The 15,179-nt window shown below is 73.7% G+C and carries 18 protein-coding genes; 4 read left to right on the top strand and 14 right to left on the bottom strand.

Annotated elements, in window-relative coordinates:
* Nucleotides 1–131 precede the first annotated feature (131 nt).
* Nucleotides 132–482 carry a winged helix-turn-helix transcriptional regulator gene (locus CP969_RS18510; protein ID WP_004986437.1) on the bottom strand — a complete coding sequence of 117 codons (351 nt, stop codon included), beginning with the start codon at nt 480–482 and terminating at the stop codon, nt 132–134.
* Nucleotides 483–542: 60 nt separating this feature from the next.
* Between CP969_RS18510 and CP969_RS18515 the strand changes: the two genes are divergently transcribed.
* Nucleotides 543–1,430: an NAD(P)-dependent oxidoreductase gene (locus CP969_RS18515; RefSeq protein ID WP_026085069.1), complete on the top strand. Its 888-nt coding sequence runs from the start codon at nt 543–545 to the stop codon at nt 1,428–1,430.
* Nucleotides 1,431–1,447: 17 nt separating this feature from the next.
* Here the strand turns inward: CP969_RS18515 and CP969_RS18520 are convergent, their stop codons facing one another.
* The 3 genes from CP969_RS18520 to CP969_RS18535 all read right to left on the bottom strand — a co-directional run bounded on the left by CP969_RS18520 (nt 1,448) and on the right by CP969_RS18535 (nt 5,314).
* Complete coding sequence (locus tag CP969_RS18520) at nt 1,448–3,496, bottom strand: HelD family protein (protein WP_016825641.1); 2,049 nt, start codon at nt 3,494–3,496, stop codon at nt 1,448–1,450.
* Between the two features lie 40 nt (nt 3,497–3,536).
* Entirely contained in the window at nt 3,537–4,157 is a 621-nt protein-coding gene (locus CP969_RS18525; protein ID WP_026085068.1) for a TetR/AcrR family transcriptional regulator, read from the bottom strand.
* Nucleotides 4,158–4,438: 281 nt separating this feature from the next.
* The gene (locus tag CP969_RS18535; protein ID WP_039831064.1) at nt 4,439–5,314 is read right to left on the bottom strand and encodes a winged helix-turn-helix domain-containing protein; all 876 of its coding nucleotides are present in this window, start codon (nt 5,312–5,314) and stop codon (nt 4,439–4,441) included.
* A gap of 193 nt (nt 5,315–5,507) precedes the next feature.
* Here CP969_RS18535 and CP969_RS18540 point away from each other — a divergent pair, with 193 nt between their 5' ends.
* The gene (locus CP969_RS18540; protein ID WP_016825638.1) at nt 5,508–5,696 is read left to right on the top strand and encodes a hypothetical protein; all 189 of its coding nucleotides are present in this window, start codon (nt 5,508–5,510) and stop codon (nt 5,694–5,696) included.
* 65 nt (nt 5,697–5,761) lie between these two features.
* On the opposite strand, the gene CP969_RS18545 is transcribed toward CP969_RS18540, so the two are convergent.
* Nucleotides 5,762–6,667, bottom strand: coding sequence for a GntR family transcriptional regulator (locus CP969_RS18545; RefSeq protein ID WP_004986423.1), 906 nt, complete (start codon nt 6,665–6,667; stop codon nt 5,762–5,764).
* 180 nt (nt 6,668–6,847) lie between these two features.
* On the opposite strand from CP969_RS18545, the gene CP969_RS18550 reads away from it, so the two are divergent.
* Nucleotides 6,848–7,033 (top strand): hypothetical protein, encoded by a 186-nt coding sequence (locus tag CP969_RS18550; protein ID WP_004986422.1) that lies wholly within the window; start codon nt 6,848–6,850, stop codon nt 7,031–7,033.
* Nucleotides 7,034–7,205: 172 nt separating this feature from the next.
* On the opposite strand, the gene CP969_RS18555 is transcribed toward CP969_RS18550, so the two are convergent.
* The 3 genes from CP969_RS18555 to CP969_RS18565 all read right to left on the bottom strand — a co-directional run bounded on the left by CP969_RS18555 (nt 7,206) and on the right by CP969_RS18565 (nt 10,392).
* Entirely contained in the window at nt 7,206–8,462 is a 1,257-nt protein-coding gene (locus CP969_RS18555; protein ID WP_016825636.1) for a GNAT family N-acetyltransferase, read from the bottom strand.
* Nucleotides 8,463–8,718: 256 nt separating this feature from the next.
* Entirely contained in the window at nt 8,719–9,681 is a 963-nt protein-coding gene (locus CP969_RS18560; RefSeq protein ID WP_016825635.1) for an asparaginase, read from the bottom strand.
* 75 nt (nt 9,682–9,756) lie between these two features.
* Nucleotides 9,757–10,392, bottom strand: coding sequence for an RsiG family protein (locus tag CP969_RS18565; RefSeq protein ID WP_004986419.1), 636 nt, complete (start codon nt 10,390–10,392; stop codon nt 9,757–9,759).
* A gap of 177 nt (nt 10,393–10,569) precedes the next feature.
* Between CP969_RS18565 and dtd the strand changes: the two genes are divergently transcribed.
* Nucleotides 10,570–10,995: a D-aminoacyl-tRNA deacylase gene (gene dtd, locus CP969_RS18570; protein ID WP_026085067.1), complete on the top strand. Its 426-nt coding sequence runs from the start codon at nt 10,570–10,572 to the stop codon at nt 10,993–10,995.
* A gap of 75 nt (nt 10,996–11,070) precedes the next feature.
* Here the strand turns inward: dtd and ygfZ are convergent, their stop codons facing one another.
* The 6 genes from ygfZ to CP969_RS34455 all read right to left on the bottom strand — a co-directional run bounded on the left by ygfZ (nt 11,071) and on the right by CP969_RS34455 (nt 15,121).
* Nucleotides 11,071–12,036, bottom strand: a complete 966-nt coding sequence (gene ygfZ, locus CP969_RS18575) for a CAF17-like 4Fe-4S cluster assembly/insertion protein YgfZ (RefSeq protein WP_004986417.1) — start codon at nt 12,034–12,036, stop codon at nt 11,071–11,073.
* Nucleotides 12,037–12,046: 10 nt separating this feature from the next.
* A complete protein-coding gene (locus tag CP969_RS18580) occupies nt 12,047–12,484 on the bottom strand; it encodes a Fur family transcriptional regulator (RefSeq protein WP_004986416.1) in 438 nt (145 codons plus the stop codon).
* 41 nt (nt 12,485–12,525) lie between these two features.
* Nucleotides 12,526–13,101 carry a heme-binding beta-barrel domain-containing protein gene (locus tag CP969_RS18585; protein ID WP_016825632.1) on the bottom strand — a complete coding sequence of 192 codons (576 nt, stop codon included), beginning with the start codon at nt 13,099–13,101 and terminating at the stop codon, nt 12,526–12,528.
* A gap of 225 nt (nt 13,102–13,326) precedes the next feature.
* On the bottom strand, nt 13,327–14,175 hold the full coding sequence (locus tag CP969_RS18595) for a hypothetical protein (protein ID WP_016825631.1): 849 nt from the start codon (nt 14,173–14,175) through the stop codon (nt 13,327–13,329).
* Entirely contained in the window at nt 14,172–14,891 is a 720-nt protein-coding gene (locus CP969_RS18600; RefSeq protein WP_016825630.1) for a hypothetical protein, read from the bottom strand. The genes CP969_RS18595 and CP969_RS18600 overlap by 4 nt, the downstream gene beginning before the upstream one ends.
* Before the next feature lie 68 nt (nt 14,892–14,959).
* Complete coding sequence (locus CP969_RS34455) at nt 14,960–15,121, bottom strand: hypothetical protein (RefSeq protein ID WP_016825629.1); 162 nt, start codon at nt 15,119–15,121, stop codon at nt 14,960–14,962.
* Nucleotides 15,122–15,179 lie beyond the last annotated feature (58 nt).

The following is a 15,179-nucleotide window of genomic DNA, read 5'->3' on the forward strand; positions in this document are numbered from 1 at the left end:
CCGCGGCGGGGCCCCGGACCCGCACACCCACTTTTTTGTGCGTACTTGGCAGTGTCCCGGCCCTGCGCGAACCTGGACGCGGCCGGCCGCCGGACACGCGGGGACGGAGGTGACGCGGACGACGGCGGTCGTCAGGGCACCGGCCGGGCGGTCGCGGTCATCCTGTCCAGACGGCGGTGCCCCCAGTCGGCGAGCGGGGCGAGGGCCCCGGCGAGGTCGCGGCCGAACGCGGTCAGGGAGTACTCGGTCTTCGGCGGAAGCACGTCGTGGACCCGCCGGTCCACCAGTCCGTCCGCCTCCATCTCCCGCAGTGCCTGGGTCAGCACCTTCTCGGTGAGGCCGGGCACCCGCCGGCGCAGTTCGGCCGGCCGGTGCGGGCCGGACTCCAGCAGCCACAGCAGCGTGGTCTTCCACTTGCCCTCGATCACGGCGATCGCGGCGGTCACTCCGCAGACGTCCGGGTCCTGGCGCCGGTGCGTCACGCCGCACCCCCTTTCATCGGATTTATCAGCAATCAGCCATCACGTTACGGGAGTCGAATGATGTCCGTGCACACCGACCGGTCCGCCGTCACCCTCCTCGGGCTCGGCCCGATGGGCCGGGCGCTGGCCGGGGCGTTCCTGGCCGCGGGGCTGCGCACCACCGTCTGGAACCGCACGCCCGGCCGGGACGGCGAGCTGGTCGCCCGGGGCGCGGTCCCGGCGCGCTCGCCCGAGGAGGCGGTCGCCGCCTCCCCGCTCACCGTCGTCTGCGTGGTGAACCACGACGCCTCGGACGCCGTGCTGCGCCGGGACGCGGTCACCGCCGCGCTCGAGGGCCGCACGGTCGTGAACCTGAGCGCCGACACCCCGGAGCGCGCCCGGGACACGGCCGAGTGGGCCGGGCGGCACGGCGTCCACTACCTGGACGGCGCGATCATGACCCCGACCCCGACCATCGGCACGGACGACGCGGTGTTCCTGCTCAGCGGTCCCGAGGAGCTGTACCGCCGGCACCGGCCGGTGCTGGCGGCGCTCGGCGGCACGCACACCCACCTCGGGGAGGAGATCGGCCGGGCCGCGGCGTACGACATCGCGCTGCTCGACATCTTCTGGACGGCGATGGCCGGCTACGCGCACGCCCTCGCCGTGGCCCGCGCGGAGGGCGTCACCGCCGGGGAGCTCGCCCCCTTCGCCCGGGGCATCGCCGCGATCCTGCCGCCGCTGTTCACGGAGTTCGCGGCCGACGCCGACGCCGGCACGTACTCGGGCGAGCTGAACCCGATCACCTCGGCGGCGTCGACCATGGCCCACGTGGTCCACGCCTCCGAGGCCCACGGCATCGACGCGAGCGTGATGCGCGTGATCGAGGGTCAGGCCCGGCGGGTCATCGCGCTCGGGCACGGCGCGGACGGGTTCACCCGGGTCGCCGAGGTGCTCGCCCGCCGCTGAGCGGGCCCCGGGCGGCCTCAGAACGGCAGGGGCCGCCCGTGCACCACGTCCAGCCGGGAGACCGCCCGGGTCAGCACCACGTACAACCGGCGCAAGCCCCGTTCCCCGTGCCCCTCCGCCTCCGCGACGGCCGCCGGTTCGACGGCGACGACATGGTCGTACTCCAGGCCCTTGACGACGCTCGCCGGCACCACGGCGACCCGCGCGGCCGGCGCCTGCGGGCCCGCCGCCTCCACCCCCGCCCCGGCCAGCGCCCGCCGCAGCCGGGGCACGTCCGCGTCCGCGGCGACGACCCCGATGGAGCCCTCCCGCCCGAGCGCGTCCCGTACGGCGGCCACGACCGCGGCCGGGAGCGCGTCCGGACCGGGGACCTTCCGCAGGCGCACCTCCCCGTCGCCGCGCAGGGACCGGGCCGCCGGGACGTCGACGTCGAGCCGCTCGAGGAGCCGGTTGGCGAGCGCGACGACCGCCTGCGGCACACGGAACCCGGTGGTCAGCGCGACCACGGCCGCCTCCGGCTTCCCGAGGTGCCGCAGGACCGCCGGCCACGAGCGGGCCGCCCACGGTGCGGTGCCCTGTGCCAGGTCGCCCAGCACGGTGAGCGAGCCGAAGGCGGTCCGGCGGGCGATGGCCCGGCACTCCATCGGGGAGAGGTCCTGGGCCTCGTCGACCACGACGTGGCCGTATCCCGCGGGATGCTCGATCAGCCCGGCGACCTCGTCGAGCAGGACCAGGTCGGCGGCCGACCAGCGCGCCGACCTCCACGACCGCGGCGGCTTCGCCCACAGCACGGCCCGCTGCTCGTCGGCGTCCAGCACTCCCCCGGCCGCGGCGGCCAACGCGCCGGGGTCCGTGAGCACTTCGGCCACCACCTCCTCCGCGTGCACCCGGGGCCAGACCGCGTCGACGTACGCGGACAGCGGTCGGGCGCGCTCGATCCGGCGCACCCAGGCGGCACCGCGCGGCCCACCGCGCCGCTCGGCCCGTTCCCGCACGCACCGCACGATCCGCGCCCGCACCCGCTCCCTCCCCACCGCGTACGGCGGTTCCTCGGCCCGTACGTCCGCCACGATCCGGGCCAGCTCGTCCTCCGCGACCCGCCAGCGGTAGGACCCGTCGGGCACCGCGAGGGGCGCGGGGTGATCGGCGCGCACGCGCGCGTACAGGGCCCGTCGCAGCACCTCCGCCATCCTGGCGTCGTGCTTGACGACGGCGGCGCGCTCGTCGTCGGTGCCGGTGACCGGGTGCCGGGCGATCTCCTCGAGGAGGGTCGCCTGCCGTACGCCGGTCTCCCCGAGGGCCGGGAGGACTTCGGAGATGTACGACAGGAACGTGCGGTGGGGTCCGAGGACGAGCAGTCCGCCGCGCCGGACGCGCTGCGGGTGGGTGTAGAGCAGGTACGCCGCCCGGTGCAGACCGACGGCGGTCTTGCCGGTGCCGGGGGCGCCCTGCACACAGACGGAGCGGTCCAGGTCCTCGCGGACGAGGTCGTCCTGCTCGGGCTGGAGGGTGGCCGCGATGTCCCGCATGGGCCCGACGCGGGGCCGCTCGATCTCGCGGGCGACGATCTCGCCGGCCGGCGCCTCCCCCCGCTCCAGGTACTCGTCCTCCAGCCCGGTCAGGTCGGCGGAGTCGCCCCGGCTGCCCGGCGCCCAGCCGAACCGCCGGCGCACCGCGACGCCTTGCGGGTCGCGGGCGGACGCCTGGTAGAACGCGCGGGAGACGGGCGCCCGCCAGTCCACGACGAGGGGCGGGGCGGCGGGGTGCTCGGTGATCCGCAGCCGCCCGATGTGGTAGCTCTGCCCGGCGTGCCCGGTGCCGTCCCGCCGGAAGTCCAGCCGTCCGAAGAACAGGGGGCCCTCGGGCAGCTCCCGCAGCTCCTCGGCCCGGGTGCGCAGCCGGCGCCCGAGGACCTCGGCGTCCGCGCCGGAGGCGGAGACGTCCTCGCCGGCGAGGACCTGCTCCCCGGCGTCGTCGACCAGGGCGGCGAGGGCGGAGCGGCAGCGGTCGTGGTGGGCGCGCTCCCGGGTGAGGGCGTGCCGGGGTGAGGGCTCGGGTGGCGTCATTCCACCGAGCGTACCGAATAACGTTACCGAGTTACATTTTTTACCGAGTCTCCATGATGCCGAGGCGGGGCAGCGTCTCCGCCAGCACGTCGAACGCCCGCTCGGCCGCCGCCACCGCGTCCCCCCGCACCTCCGCGACCGGCTCCCCCGCCGCGATCCGCCGCCAGTTCTCCTGGGCGAGGATCCGCCGTACGGCGATGATCTGCCCGGCGGCCAGCCGCGCACCGAGCCCGCCACCGAGCGCCTCGGCCAGCGCCTCCTCGGACCGCTCCAGATACCCGTACAGCCGCGCGACCAGCGCCGGCGTCCCGTACAGCAGTGAGTGGAAGGCGAGCACCTCGGGATCGTCGTTGAGTCCGGTGACCGGGTCGCACCGCCGAAGTCCGTCCAGGAAGTGCCGCCGCAACGCCTCCACGGGCGACGGCCCCCGGCCCACCACCCGCGCGGCCTCGTCCTCGTGGTCGGCGATCCGGTACAGGACGAGGTCCTCCTTCGCGGGGAAGTACCGGAACAGCGTCGGCTTGGAGATCTCGGCCGCGGCGGCCACCTCGGCGACGGAGACGGCGTCGAAGCCCCGTTCCAGGAAGAGCCGGACGGCCGTGTCCGACACGGTCCGGTACATCCGCCGCCTCTTCCGCTCCCGCAGCCCGGTTTCGCTCATGCGGTGAGCCTACGCAGCGGGGCGGCCCCCCGCGGTGGACGGGACCGGGGCGGGGCCCGCACCGCCGCGCCGCGCCGCCACCGGGGCACCGGCACCGCTCACCGGGCGGTCGAGGCCGGCGTACGCGGACCGCACGGTCCCCAGCCGGCGGTACACCTGCCGGTCCCCGCGCCGGTCGCGGGTGCACGCGTCCGGCGGCCCGCGCTCCCGGCGGCGGAGCATCCGGTCACGGATCTCCGGCCCGGGCGGGCCGGGCCGGGGTGGGGCGGGCCGGGGTGGGGTCAGGAGAGTGTCAGGTCCGTCGTGATGGTGTCCCAGAGGGCGTCGAACCACTTCCGGGACTCCTCCACGAACGCCCGGTCCCGCTGCCCGGCCCGCCCGGCGAAGGAGAAGAGCAGGGACTGGGAGCCGAGGGCGTCGTACATCTGCAGGGTCCGGTCCTCCCACTCCTCCTCGCGCCGGGTGAGCATGTAGTAGCCGATCAGCGCCTCCTCCCCGTTGAGCAGGTACAGCTTCACGGGCGGGGTGAAGGGCAGGGCCCGGAACGAGACGTGCACGTCGATGCCGTGCGTGGCGCGCAGGGCGAGCAGGTTGTGCCGGAGCACGCGGGCCTGGGCGTTGCGCTGGGTCAGCCAGCGCTCGTGGACCGGGTCGCCGGTGCCGTCGCGGCCCTCGACCGGGACCGGGAAGGCCAGGGTGATGCTCCGGGAGGGCAGCAGGAGGCGGACCTCGACCGACTCGGGGCGCCGGCGGCCCTCGTGGATGTGCCGGACCGGTTCGCTCAGCGCCAGCATGAGGCTCTCGGCCGTCAGGCAGACCGCGTCGATCCGCACACGGTCCTGTGCGAAGGCATCCACCAGCCGGGGCGCCAGCCCCACCATCGTCGGCTGGGGCTCCTCCCGGGCGGGGGCCGGCTCGGCGATCCGCGGCGGGCTGCCCTTGCTGACGTTGCTGAGGAGGCCGTCCTCCTGGAGCGCGCGCAGGGCCTGGCGCACGGTGCCGCGCTCCACACCGAACTCCTCGGCGAGTTCGGCCTGGGTGGGCAGGCGGTCACCCGTCCTGAGTTCGCCGGTGCGGATGCGTTCCCGCAGGATGTCGGCGATCTCCTGGGGCGTGAGCCTTCTGCTGCCGTTCACTGACACGTTCTCCTGGGCCACGACCGAACGCTACAACTGTGATCCATCCAAAGGGAGTTGCTTGAAAGTTGTTTATGAGGAGGGACCAAGTGGGGACAACATAGACCTAGTTGGTTGCCAACTCCACCGAGTTGGCGAAAGTTCGGAGGTTCCGCCTCCGTTCCGTTCCACATCGCCGCACCCGTCCGCCAGGAAGCCCGAAGGGGGGAACACCGTGCCCGTCCTCGCCCTCGTCTCCGCCGTTCTCGTCATCACCCTGGAGCAGTTCGTCCAGTGGAAGTACGGCGTCGCCGGCATCATCGGCCTGCTGTTGCTCACCATAGGCATCAAGGCCAAGAGCCCGGGGGTCAGCTCCGCCGGGGCGGTCCTGCTCGCGCTGCTGGTGGCGCGACCCGCCCTGTGAGCGGCCCGGTGAACCGTCCCGGCCCCCTCGGTCCGACGCCCGCGGCCCGGCGTCCACGGCAGACGTCAGCCCGTGAGCACCAGCTCCGAACTGATCGTCTCCCACAGCGCGTCGAACCACCGGTGGGACTGCTCCACGAACGCGGTGTCCCGCGGACCGGCGCCCCGCTCGAAGGCGAACAGCAGGGACCGGACGCCCTGCACGTCGTACGTCTCCAGGTTCTCGTGGTCGGTCGACGCCTCGCGGCGCGCCGGCGTGTAGTGGGCGAACAGCGCCACCTCCCCGTTGAGCAGGTACAGCTTCACCGGCGGGGTGAAGGGCAGGGCGCGGAACGAGACGCGCACGTCGATGCCGTGCGTGGCGCGCAGGGCGAGCAGGTTGTGCCGGAACACCTGCCCCTGGGCGTTGCGCTGGGCCAGCCAGCGCTCGTGGACCGGGTCACCGGTGCCGTCCCGGCCCCCGACCGGGACCGGGAAGGCCAGGGCGATGCTCCGGGAGGGCAGCAGGACACGGACGTCGATCTTGGCCGGTTTCAGTTGCCCGGCGTGGATCCGGCGCAACGGCTCGCCGAGGGCGAGCGTGAGGGAGACCGAGGTCAGGCAGACGGCGTCGATCTCGACGTGCTCGGCCGCGAAGGCGGTGGCGATGCGGGGCGCGAGGGCCGCCGTGGTGGGCAGCGGAGGCGCCGCGGGGCCGGTCGGCGCGCTTTCGGCGGCGGCGACGGTCGCCGGGGCCCCCTTGGAGACGTCGGTGAGCAACCGCTCGGACCGCAGGATGCGCAGGGCCTGGCGCACGGTGCCGCGCTCCACGCCGAACTCCTCGGCGAGCCGGGCCTGCGTGGGCATGCGCTGCCCCGGCCGCAGCACTCCGGACCTGATCCGGGCGCGCAGCTCGTCGGCCACCTCGCGATGTGCCCTCTGTGGCCGCTGCGGTCTCTTCCGCCCCTTGACGGAGGCGTATTCCGGGTCCACGACTGAACACTACAACTTCCCGCCATCTTTGGGCAGTTCACATGGAGGTGGTTATGAGTCGCCTCCATACGGAGATAACTGAAGAGAAGTTGGTAACCAACTTGAGCAACATGGTCGGCCCCCAAGGAGGTTGGCCGCCAGGGCGACGGTTGGGGACCACCGACGACAAGGGGGATCGTCATGCCGTTCATCGCCGTCGTCCTCGCCGCCCTGGCCGTGGGGTTCGAGCAACTCGTCCAGTGGAAGTACGGGCCGATGGGGATCATCGCCTTCGTCGCCCTCACCGTGGGCATCAAGGCGCGGAACACCGCGATCGGCGGCATCGGCGCGGTCATCCTGGTGATGTTGCTCGCCCAGTCGGGCTGACGGCACACCCCCGCGGACCACCGACCGGGCTCTCCTCCGGAGGGGAGCCGGGAGCCCCGTCGGTCGCACCACCCGCACCACCACCACAACCACAACTGAACAGCTCGCTACGGATGAGCGCACACCCGTCGTCGAGGAGAGGAGGCAGGCAGCAGGAGCGCGGGAGCAGCGCTCAGAACATGTCCGGGCACCACGGTCGCCTGGAAGTACGCAGCAGGGCGTCGGCCTGACGGGCGGCGCCCGCTCGTTCTTCCCGCACCCGGCCCAGGGCCGCCAGCCGCACCGCCGACTCGTCGCCCAGCCACAGCGCCGCCAGGTCGGAGACGTCCAGCACGAGGTCGGCGCTCTCGCCGGTCGGGGCGCAGGAGCCGGACCCGTCCGCCGACGCCCGGAGCCGGTACCGCCCGCCGGTCAGCCCGTCGCGGTCGGACACCTCCAGCACCAGCGAACCCGCCGCCTCGTACGTCCGCGCCTCCAGCGCCCGTACGACGTCCAGGATGCGCACCCACAGCCAGTCCGCCTGCGTGGTGACGGCGGCGGCGCGCGGGTCCGGGAGGAAGTGCGGGAGCAGGTCGTCGGGGGCCCGCCAGCCGCTCTTCACCTTCACCACCCAGTCGATCGAGCACAGGTAGTGCCACAGCGCCCGCTCGGCGGCCGGGGTCACCCCGATCAGCCAGTCCACGCTCGCCGTGTTCAGCGGCTGCTTGGCGTCGCCCCAGGTGTCGTCCGCCCGGTAGGCGACCATGCCCTCGACCTCGCCGTCCGCCGAGCGGTACACGGCGAAGCAGGGTTCGCTCCAGGTCGGGTGGAAGCGCACGGCGCCGGTGGCGAGCCGCCACCACAGGTCGGTGCGGCTGACGGCGCCCGGCTGGGCCCGGCGCAGCCGCTCGTGCAGGTCGGGGCCGAGCTTGCGCACGTCCTCCCCGTCCACGAGGTCGATGCGGCCGCCGTCGTCCGGGCCCGCCCACCGCGGGTCGAGGCCGGTGCGCGGCACGTCGATCGTCCACTCGGTCGCCGTGGTGGCGGGGCCGAAGCCGTAGCGGCCGTAGATCGGGTACTCGGCGGCGATCAGGGTCGCCACGACGTCCCCGTTCTCCTTCGCGGCGGCGAGGTCCTGGGCCATCATGCGGGTGAGCAGGCCCCGGCGGCGGTGCGTGGCGGTGACGGTGACGTTGGTGATGGCGTCGGCGGACACGGTCGCGCCGCCGACGACGGTGAGCTCCTGCGCGAAGGAACGGAACGTCGCGACGCAGCGCCCCTCGTCGAAGGCGCCGAGCAGCCGGCCGGGGAGGAAGTGCCGGCGCCGCGCGTCGACCACTTCCGGCGGAGAGGTGGGCTCCCGCAGGAACCCGGTGTTGAGGGTCCGGTTCCAGTCGTCGAACTCGGTCTCGGCGATGGGGCGTACGTCCATGGCGGCGCGGGAGGTCATGGGCACACGGTAGGGCGCGGGCCGGAAGGGTGTCGCGCGGTTTTCGCGGTTTTCCGCGGGCACCTTCCCGGCGCGTTGCCGGCACCTTCCCGGCGCGTTCCCCGGGCCTTCCGGCGGGCGCGGGCCCTTCCCCGGGGCCGGTCCTCCGCATGCCCCGGGTCCGGTCCTCCGCACACCCCGGGTCCGGTCCGCACGCCCCCGGACCCGTTCCTCCGCCCGTGCCCGGGACCAACCCCCATCCGCCCGGGGCCGGTTCCTAGAACACCGCCCGGATCTCCCCCACGACCTCCGCCCCGCCCGTCAGCGGCGCCCGGCCGATCCGCTCGACCACCGGTCCGTCCACCCCCATGATCCCCAGCGCCCGCGCGAGCACCGGCCCCAGGGCCCGCACCGCCCCGTCGTCCACCTTGAAGGCGAGGGCGCGGCCGTCCGGCAGGGCGACGGCCTGGACGGCCTCCGCGCCCATCTTGGACAGGGCGCCCGGGACCTCCCGCATCAGCCAGGTGTCGGCGCGGCGGGTGCCGGCGACGTACTCGGGGTGGGCGCGCATGGCGTCCGCGACCCGGCGCTCGGGCGTGCCGGGCTCGGCGAGGACGAAGGAGCGGTAGGCGCGGGCCAGGCCGGTGAGGCCGATCGCCATCAGCGGGGCGCCGCAGCCGTCCGTACCGACGGCGGCCACCCGCTCGCCCGCCGCGTTCTCCACCCCCCGGTGGATGATCCGCTGGAGCGGGTGGTCGGGGTCCAGGTAGGTCTCCAGCGGCCAGTCCCGCAGCGCGCAGACCGCCAGCATCGCGGTGTGCTTGCCGGAGCAGTTCATGGTCACCTTCTCCCGCACCCCGCCGGCCGCGAGGTACGTCTCCCGCTCCTCCGCGTCCAGCGGCAGGTCCGGCGGGCAGCCCAGCTGCCACTCGCCCAGCCCGTGCTCGGCCAGCATCTTCCGCACCAGGTCGCGGTGGAAGCCCTCCCCCGAGTGGCTCGCGGCGGCCAGCGCCAGCCGCTCCCCCGCCAGGTCCAGGCCCGCCCGCAGCACGCCCGCCGCCTGCATCGGCTTGTTGCTGGACCGCGGGAAGACGGGGGCCGTCACGTCGCCCAGCGCCAGTTCCACGGCTCCGTCGGCGTCCAGCAGGACCAGGCTTCCCCGGTGCCGCCCCTCGACGAAACCGGAACGGACGACCTCCGCGAGAACGGGCGGTACGGCGGACGGGGACGGTGCGGACATCGGCGGTGGCCTTCCGGACGGGGGTACGCCCCGCCCGGTACGGAGGCCCCCGGGATCACCGGGCCGCCCCCCTTCTCACACGAGCAGGTCGTCGACTTGAGCTTCCCCCTCACGGTACCTGCGCGCGATCTCGGCGCTGCAGTCGTCGGCCGTGCGCTGCAGCCGCTGCCGCCGCCGGGACACCTGCTGCTCGTACCGCTTCAGCCGCCCCATCGCGGCGTTCAGCTCCCCGTCCGTGCGGGCGTCCAGGTCGGACAGCTCCACCTCGGCGAGCATCTCGGCCGCCAGCCGCCGGTACTCCTCGCTCCGCGGCGTGCCCAGCGTCACATGGCGGGCGGAGGACCGGTGCCGGGCCGGGGTGTCCCGCAGGATCTCCGGCAGCCGCTCCACCACGGACGCCTCCACCGGCTCGGCGGCGGCCGAGGCGGCGCCCGCGGGGGCGCGCCGGGCCAGCTCCGCGCCCAGGATGTCGATCCGGCCCTGGAGCAGCCGCCGTACGTAGCTGAGGTCGGCCTCGTCGCGCTGGGCGTCGCGGCGCAGGGTGCGCAGCTCGGCCAGGCTGAGCACGGTCAGCTCGTGCTCCGGCCGTTCCTCGGGCAGCACCGGGCTGTCCGTGCGCTGTGTGGGCGGCCGGTGGAACTCCCGCTCCCCGACCGCCGGTTGGGTCAACGAGACAGCTCCAGGCGGCTGCCCGACTCCCGATGTGCTCATATGCCTCAACCGTCCCCTCGACCGGCGTGTGCCAGCATCGTGCCACCCCAGGCCGCCCCCATGTGACCGGGTGCGCCCGATCCGCCCCAGATGGCGGTTAAGGAGTAAAAATAGCCCGGCCGGGGGCTCGCGCGGACCTCCGTCGGTCGGCTGTTCGCCGACCGGCATGATGGACGTATGCGAGCAGTGGTGCAGAGGGTGGACGGCGCGAGCGTCGTCGTGGACGGCGAGACGGTGGGGGCGATCGAGGGCGAGGGGCTGTGCGTCCTCGTCGGCGTGACCCACGAGGACACCAAGGAGAAGGCGGCCCAGCTCGCCCGCAAGCTCTGGTCGATCCGGATGCTCCAGGACGAGAAGTCGTGCAGCGACATCGACGCCCCGCTGCTGGTGATCAGCCAGTTCACCCTCTACGGCGACGCCCGCAAGGGCCGCCGCCCCACCTGGAACGCCGCGGCCCCCGGTGACGTCGCCGAACCGCTGGTCGACGAGGTGGTCGCCCAGCTGCGCGCCCTGGGCGCGACGGTGGCGACGGGCCGCTTCGGCGCGCGGATGCGGGTGTCGCTGACCAACGACGGCCCGTTCACCGTCCTGCTGGAGATCTGAGGAGCCGGAGCCGTCCCACCGGCAGAGCCCCCGAGCCGTCCCGCCGACGGGGGTCCGTCGGCGGGACGGCTCGGGTCAGGGCTCGACTATGGTCTCCTGGGCCGCCGCCGTCTCCCCGGCGATCAGCCGGGCGTCCACCGGCACGTTCCGCTTGATCAGCGCGAGCGCGACCGGTCCCAGCTCGTGGTGGCGCGCGGACGTCGTGACGAACCCGATCCTGCGCCCGTCCGGACCGTCGTCGGCGAGCCGGATCTCCGTCCCCGGCGTCGGCAGGTGGACCTCGCTGCCGTCCAGGTGCAGGAAGACCAGCCGGCGCGGCGGCCTGCCCAGGTTCTGGACCCGGGCGACGGTCTCCTGGCCCCGGTAGCAGCCCTTCTGCAGGTGCACCGCGCCCCCGATCCAGCCCAGCTCGTGCGGGATGGTGCGGTGGTCGGTCTCGAAGCCGAGCCGGGGGCGGTGCTGCTCGACGCGCAGCGCCTCGTGGGCGAGGATCCCGGCGGGCGGCCCGGCCTTCCCGGCGTACGACTCGAGGTCGGCCCGGGGCAGGAACAGATCGCGTCCGTACGGGGTCTCGCGGACGACGACGCCCTCGGGCACCTCCGCGATGGAACCGGCCGGCAGGTGCACCACCGCGATGTCGGCGGTGCGGTCGGCGACCTCGACCCGGTAGAAGAACTTCATCGACTCCAGGTACGCGATCAGCGCCTCCTGGGTGCCCGGTTCGACGTGGGCCCAGACCGTCTCGCCGTCGTCGACCAGGTAGAGCGCGTGCTCGATGTGGCCGTGGGCGGAGAGGATCAGCGCCTCTGTGGCCTGGTGCGGGGGCAGCTCGCTGACGTGCTGGGTGAGCAGCAGGTGCAGCCAGCCGAGCCGTTCCGGTCCGGTGACGGTCACGACCCCGCGGTGGGACAGGTCGACGAAGCCGGTGCCGTCGGCGAGGGCGCGCTGCTCGCGGAACAGGTCGCCGTAGTGGGCGGCCACGCCTTCGTCCACGCCCTCGGCGGGGACGGCGCCGGGCAGAGTCAGCAGAGGGCTCTTCATACGCCCAAGCCTACGACTCGGTAGGGGCCGCCTTCCGGGCGCAGTCCTCGCACCTGCCGAAGATCGCGAAGTGCTTCATGTCCGTGTCGAAGCCGAAGGAGTCCCGCAGCTTGGCCGTGAAGTCGGCCGCCACCTCCACGTCCGCCTCGATGACGTCGCCGCAGTCGCGGCAGACCAGGTGCAGGTGGTGGTGCCGGTCGGCGAGGTGGTACGTCGGGGCGCCGTGCCCGAGGTGGGCGTGGCTGACCAGGCCCAGCTCCTCCAGGAGCTCCAGCGTGCGGTAGACGGTGGAAATGTTGACCCCCGACGCCGTCTTCCTCACTTCCACGAGGATGTCGTCGGGGGTCGCGTGCTCCAGGGTGTCCACGGCTTCGAGCACGAGTTGGCGCTGCGGCGTCAGTCGGTAGCCGCGCTGCCTGAGGTCGCTCTTCCAGTCGGTGCTCACCACACCACGAGTCTAGAGCGGCCCGCGCCCGCCCGGAGCGGGGCCTACTTGAAGAAGGCGATCCCGTCGTCCGGCAGGTCGTCGGGCAGGGCCTTGGCCCAGCGCTCGACCTCTTCCGGGGTGACGACCTTCTTCAGGTGCGCCGACATGTAGGGGCGCAGCTCGACCTCGGGGGTCTGCTTCTCGCCGACCCACATCAGGTCGCTCTTGACGTAGCCGTACAGCCGCTTGCCGCCGCTGTAGGGGCGGGAGGCGGCGGTGCGCGCGACCGCGTCCGTGGCCAGGTCGATCTGCGGCTTGCCCTCGGCCAGCTCGCCGTACCAGATCTCGATGACGCCGTCGTCGCGGGTCATCGTCACCTCGACCTTGCGCCGGCTGTCGACGCGCCAGAAGCCGTACTCGGACTCCAGCGGGCGGACCTTGTTGCCGTCCCCGTCCAGCACCCAGGTGTGGGAGCGGTACTCCAGGAAGTCCCGGCCGTCGTGGGTGAAGGTGACCTCCTGCCCGAAGTTGCACTTCTCGGCACCGGGGAAGTCGTGCACGCCCGCGCCCGCCCAGTTGCCGAGCAGGAAGGCGAGCGGGACGAGGTCCTTGTGGAGGTCGGACGGAATCTCGATCATGAGCGGCAGTTCCTGGTGTCGGGTCAGCGCTGGCCCTGGAAGAGCTTCTTCACGGTCAGCCCGGCGAAGGCGAGGACGCCGACGCAGACCAGGACCAGCAGGGCTTCGAAGAAGATAACCACGGGGTGCTCCTTGAGCGGGGGGTGCGGTGGTGTGCACAGGGCCGGACCCCAGCTTACGCGGCCGGGGCCCGGCCCTGTCGGGCGAGGTGCGCCCTGGGGCGCCTCAGCCCAGCAGCTGGCTCTGCAGCACCACCGTCTGCTGGAACGGCACGGCGGGCGCGGTGCCCTTCCGGGACTGCAGGACCACCGCGAGGACGTCACCGGCGGCCAGGTAGGCCTGGCGGTCCTGTTCGGCGCCGTAGGGAGCGGACTCGACGTAGGCGGTGCGCGTGACGCCGGGGACCGTCGCCTCCTCCGGGAAGTCCTCGTCGCTGACGACGGCCTCCGCCCCGCGCACCGGATAGGCCGGACCGGAGTACGGGAAGAGCACGCCGTGGAACCTGTCGTCCACCATGGCCGCGGTGTCGAACTGCAGCAGATAGACGCGGGTGCGTGTGCCGTCCTCGGTGGTCCAGCCCCGCGCCGCGATGTGCCGCAGACCGCCGTCGACGAGCCGCTGCCGGAAGTCGTCCCGGTCCGCCTTCTCCGTGAATTCCCCCAGGAAGTCCTCGGTCGCCAGCCAGCCGTCCGAGCCGCGCAACGCCTCGTTCTCCTCGGCTCCCTCCGGAGCGGGCAGCAGGAGGGCCCGCAGGTCGGCGTGGTGGGTGCCGGCCGGGTTGGACTCCGCCCGGGGCCCGGGGCTGCCGGACGGCAGCGGCGGCTTCGTCAGCAGCGGGTAGTCCCACCGCCCGTCGGACCCGGTCGCCAGGCCGGGTACGTCCGTGCGCTCCATCCGGGTGATGCCGTACGCCGTCCCCGCGCCGGCCACGGCGAAGACGGCGACGGCGGCCGTCCAGCGCAGGGCGGCGCGCAGGACCCTGCGGTCCCTGCGCGCCGGCGGGGGCCGGTCACCCGGTGTCACGGGTGGTTCCGCGGGCGGTGCGGGCACGGGGGCCTGCTGCTGCTCGGTCATACGGCCTTCCCCGGTTCGTCGATACGGTCGAGCTGCTCGCGGACCAGCGCGGCGACGCTCCTGCCGTCCATGGGTGCCGTGCCCTGCGCGGTGACGGTGACCAGAACGTTTCCGACGTGGGCGGAGCAGAACACGGCCTCGATGACCCGGCCCCTGTCCTCGGGCGGCAGGAAGCAGGCGGCGTCCTCGTGACCCCCGACCTTCGGCCCCTTGCGCAGCATGTCCAGGGAGGCGAGGAACTCGGACTGGGACCGGGCGAGATCCCCCGCGGCAGTCCGGTTCTCCATCTGGGCGAGCACGATGCTCACCGTGTAGACGTCGTCCTCCTGATAGAGGCTGGCCGACCCGCTGACGTAGCTGCGCATCGCCATCCCGGTGATGCGCAGCCGGTCGACATACTTCTCCATCCGCTTGCGCTGGGAGCGCGGCAGACCGTGCAGCGACTCCTTCTGCAGGGCGGTCGCCCGGGCATCGCTGAGCTGCGCGTCCGAGCCGAATCCGGGGAGGTCCGGGCCCCGCAGCAGGCCGTCGTCCCCGTACGGCAGGAGCATCCCCGCAAGGCCCTGCGACGCGGACTCCTTCTCCATCGTTCCGGCCGCGGCCCCGGGGAACTCCCAGGAGGGGGCACCGGGGGCCCGGTCGGCACCGTCCACCGTCACGGCGGTGAGTCCGACGCCCGCGACGACGGCCCCGGCCAGCAGCACGGACCCGGTCACGGCGGCGATGCGTCGGCCACGCCGCGTGGGTCGGTCGCTTGGTTCATTGGACTCATCGGGTGCTTCGGTCACAACCGCTCCATCTGCCGCTCGGCCAAATCCATGATCGTCTTCTTGGTGACGGGCTTGGGTCCGGTCACCCAGACGTGCATGGCGATGTCCCCGCGCCAGGCGTGCGCCTCCGCGCTGTACACCGGCGGGTGACCGGGCTCGGTCTCCGGCTCGGCCACGACGTACGCCCGACCGGTGCCGGTGCCGGGGATCGCCCAGTCGTCGGTCGCCCCGGTT

Origin of the sequence: Streptomyces viridosporus T7A, from assembly GCF_008704515.1 — a bacterium.
In the GTDB taxonomy this organism is placed as follows: Bacteria; Actinomycetota; Actinomycetes; order Streptomycetales; family Streptomycetaceae; genus Streptomyces; species Streptomyces viridosporus.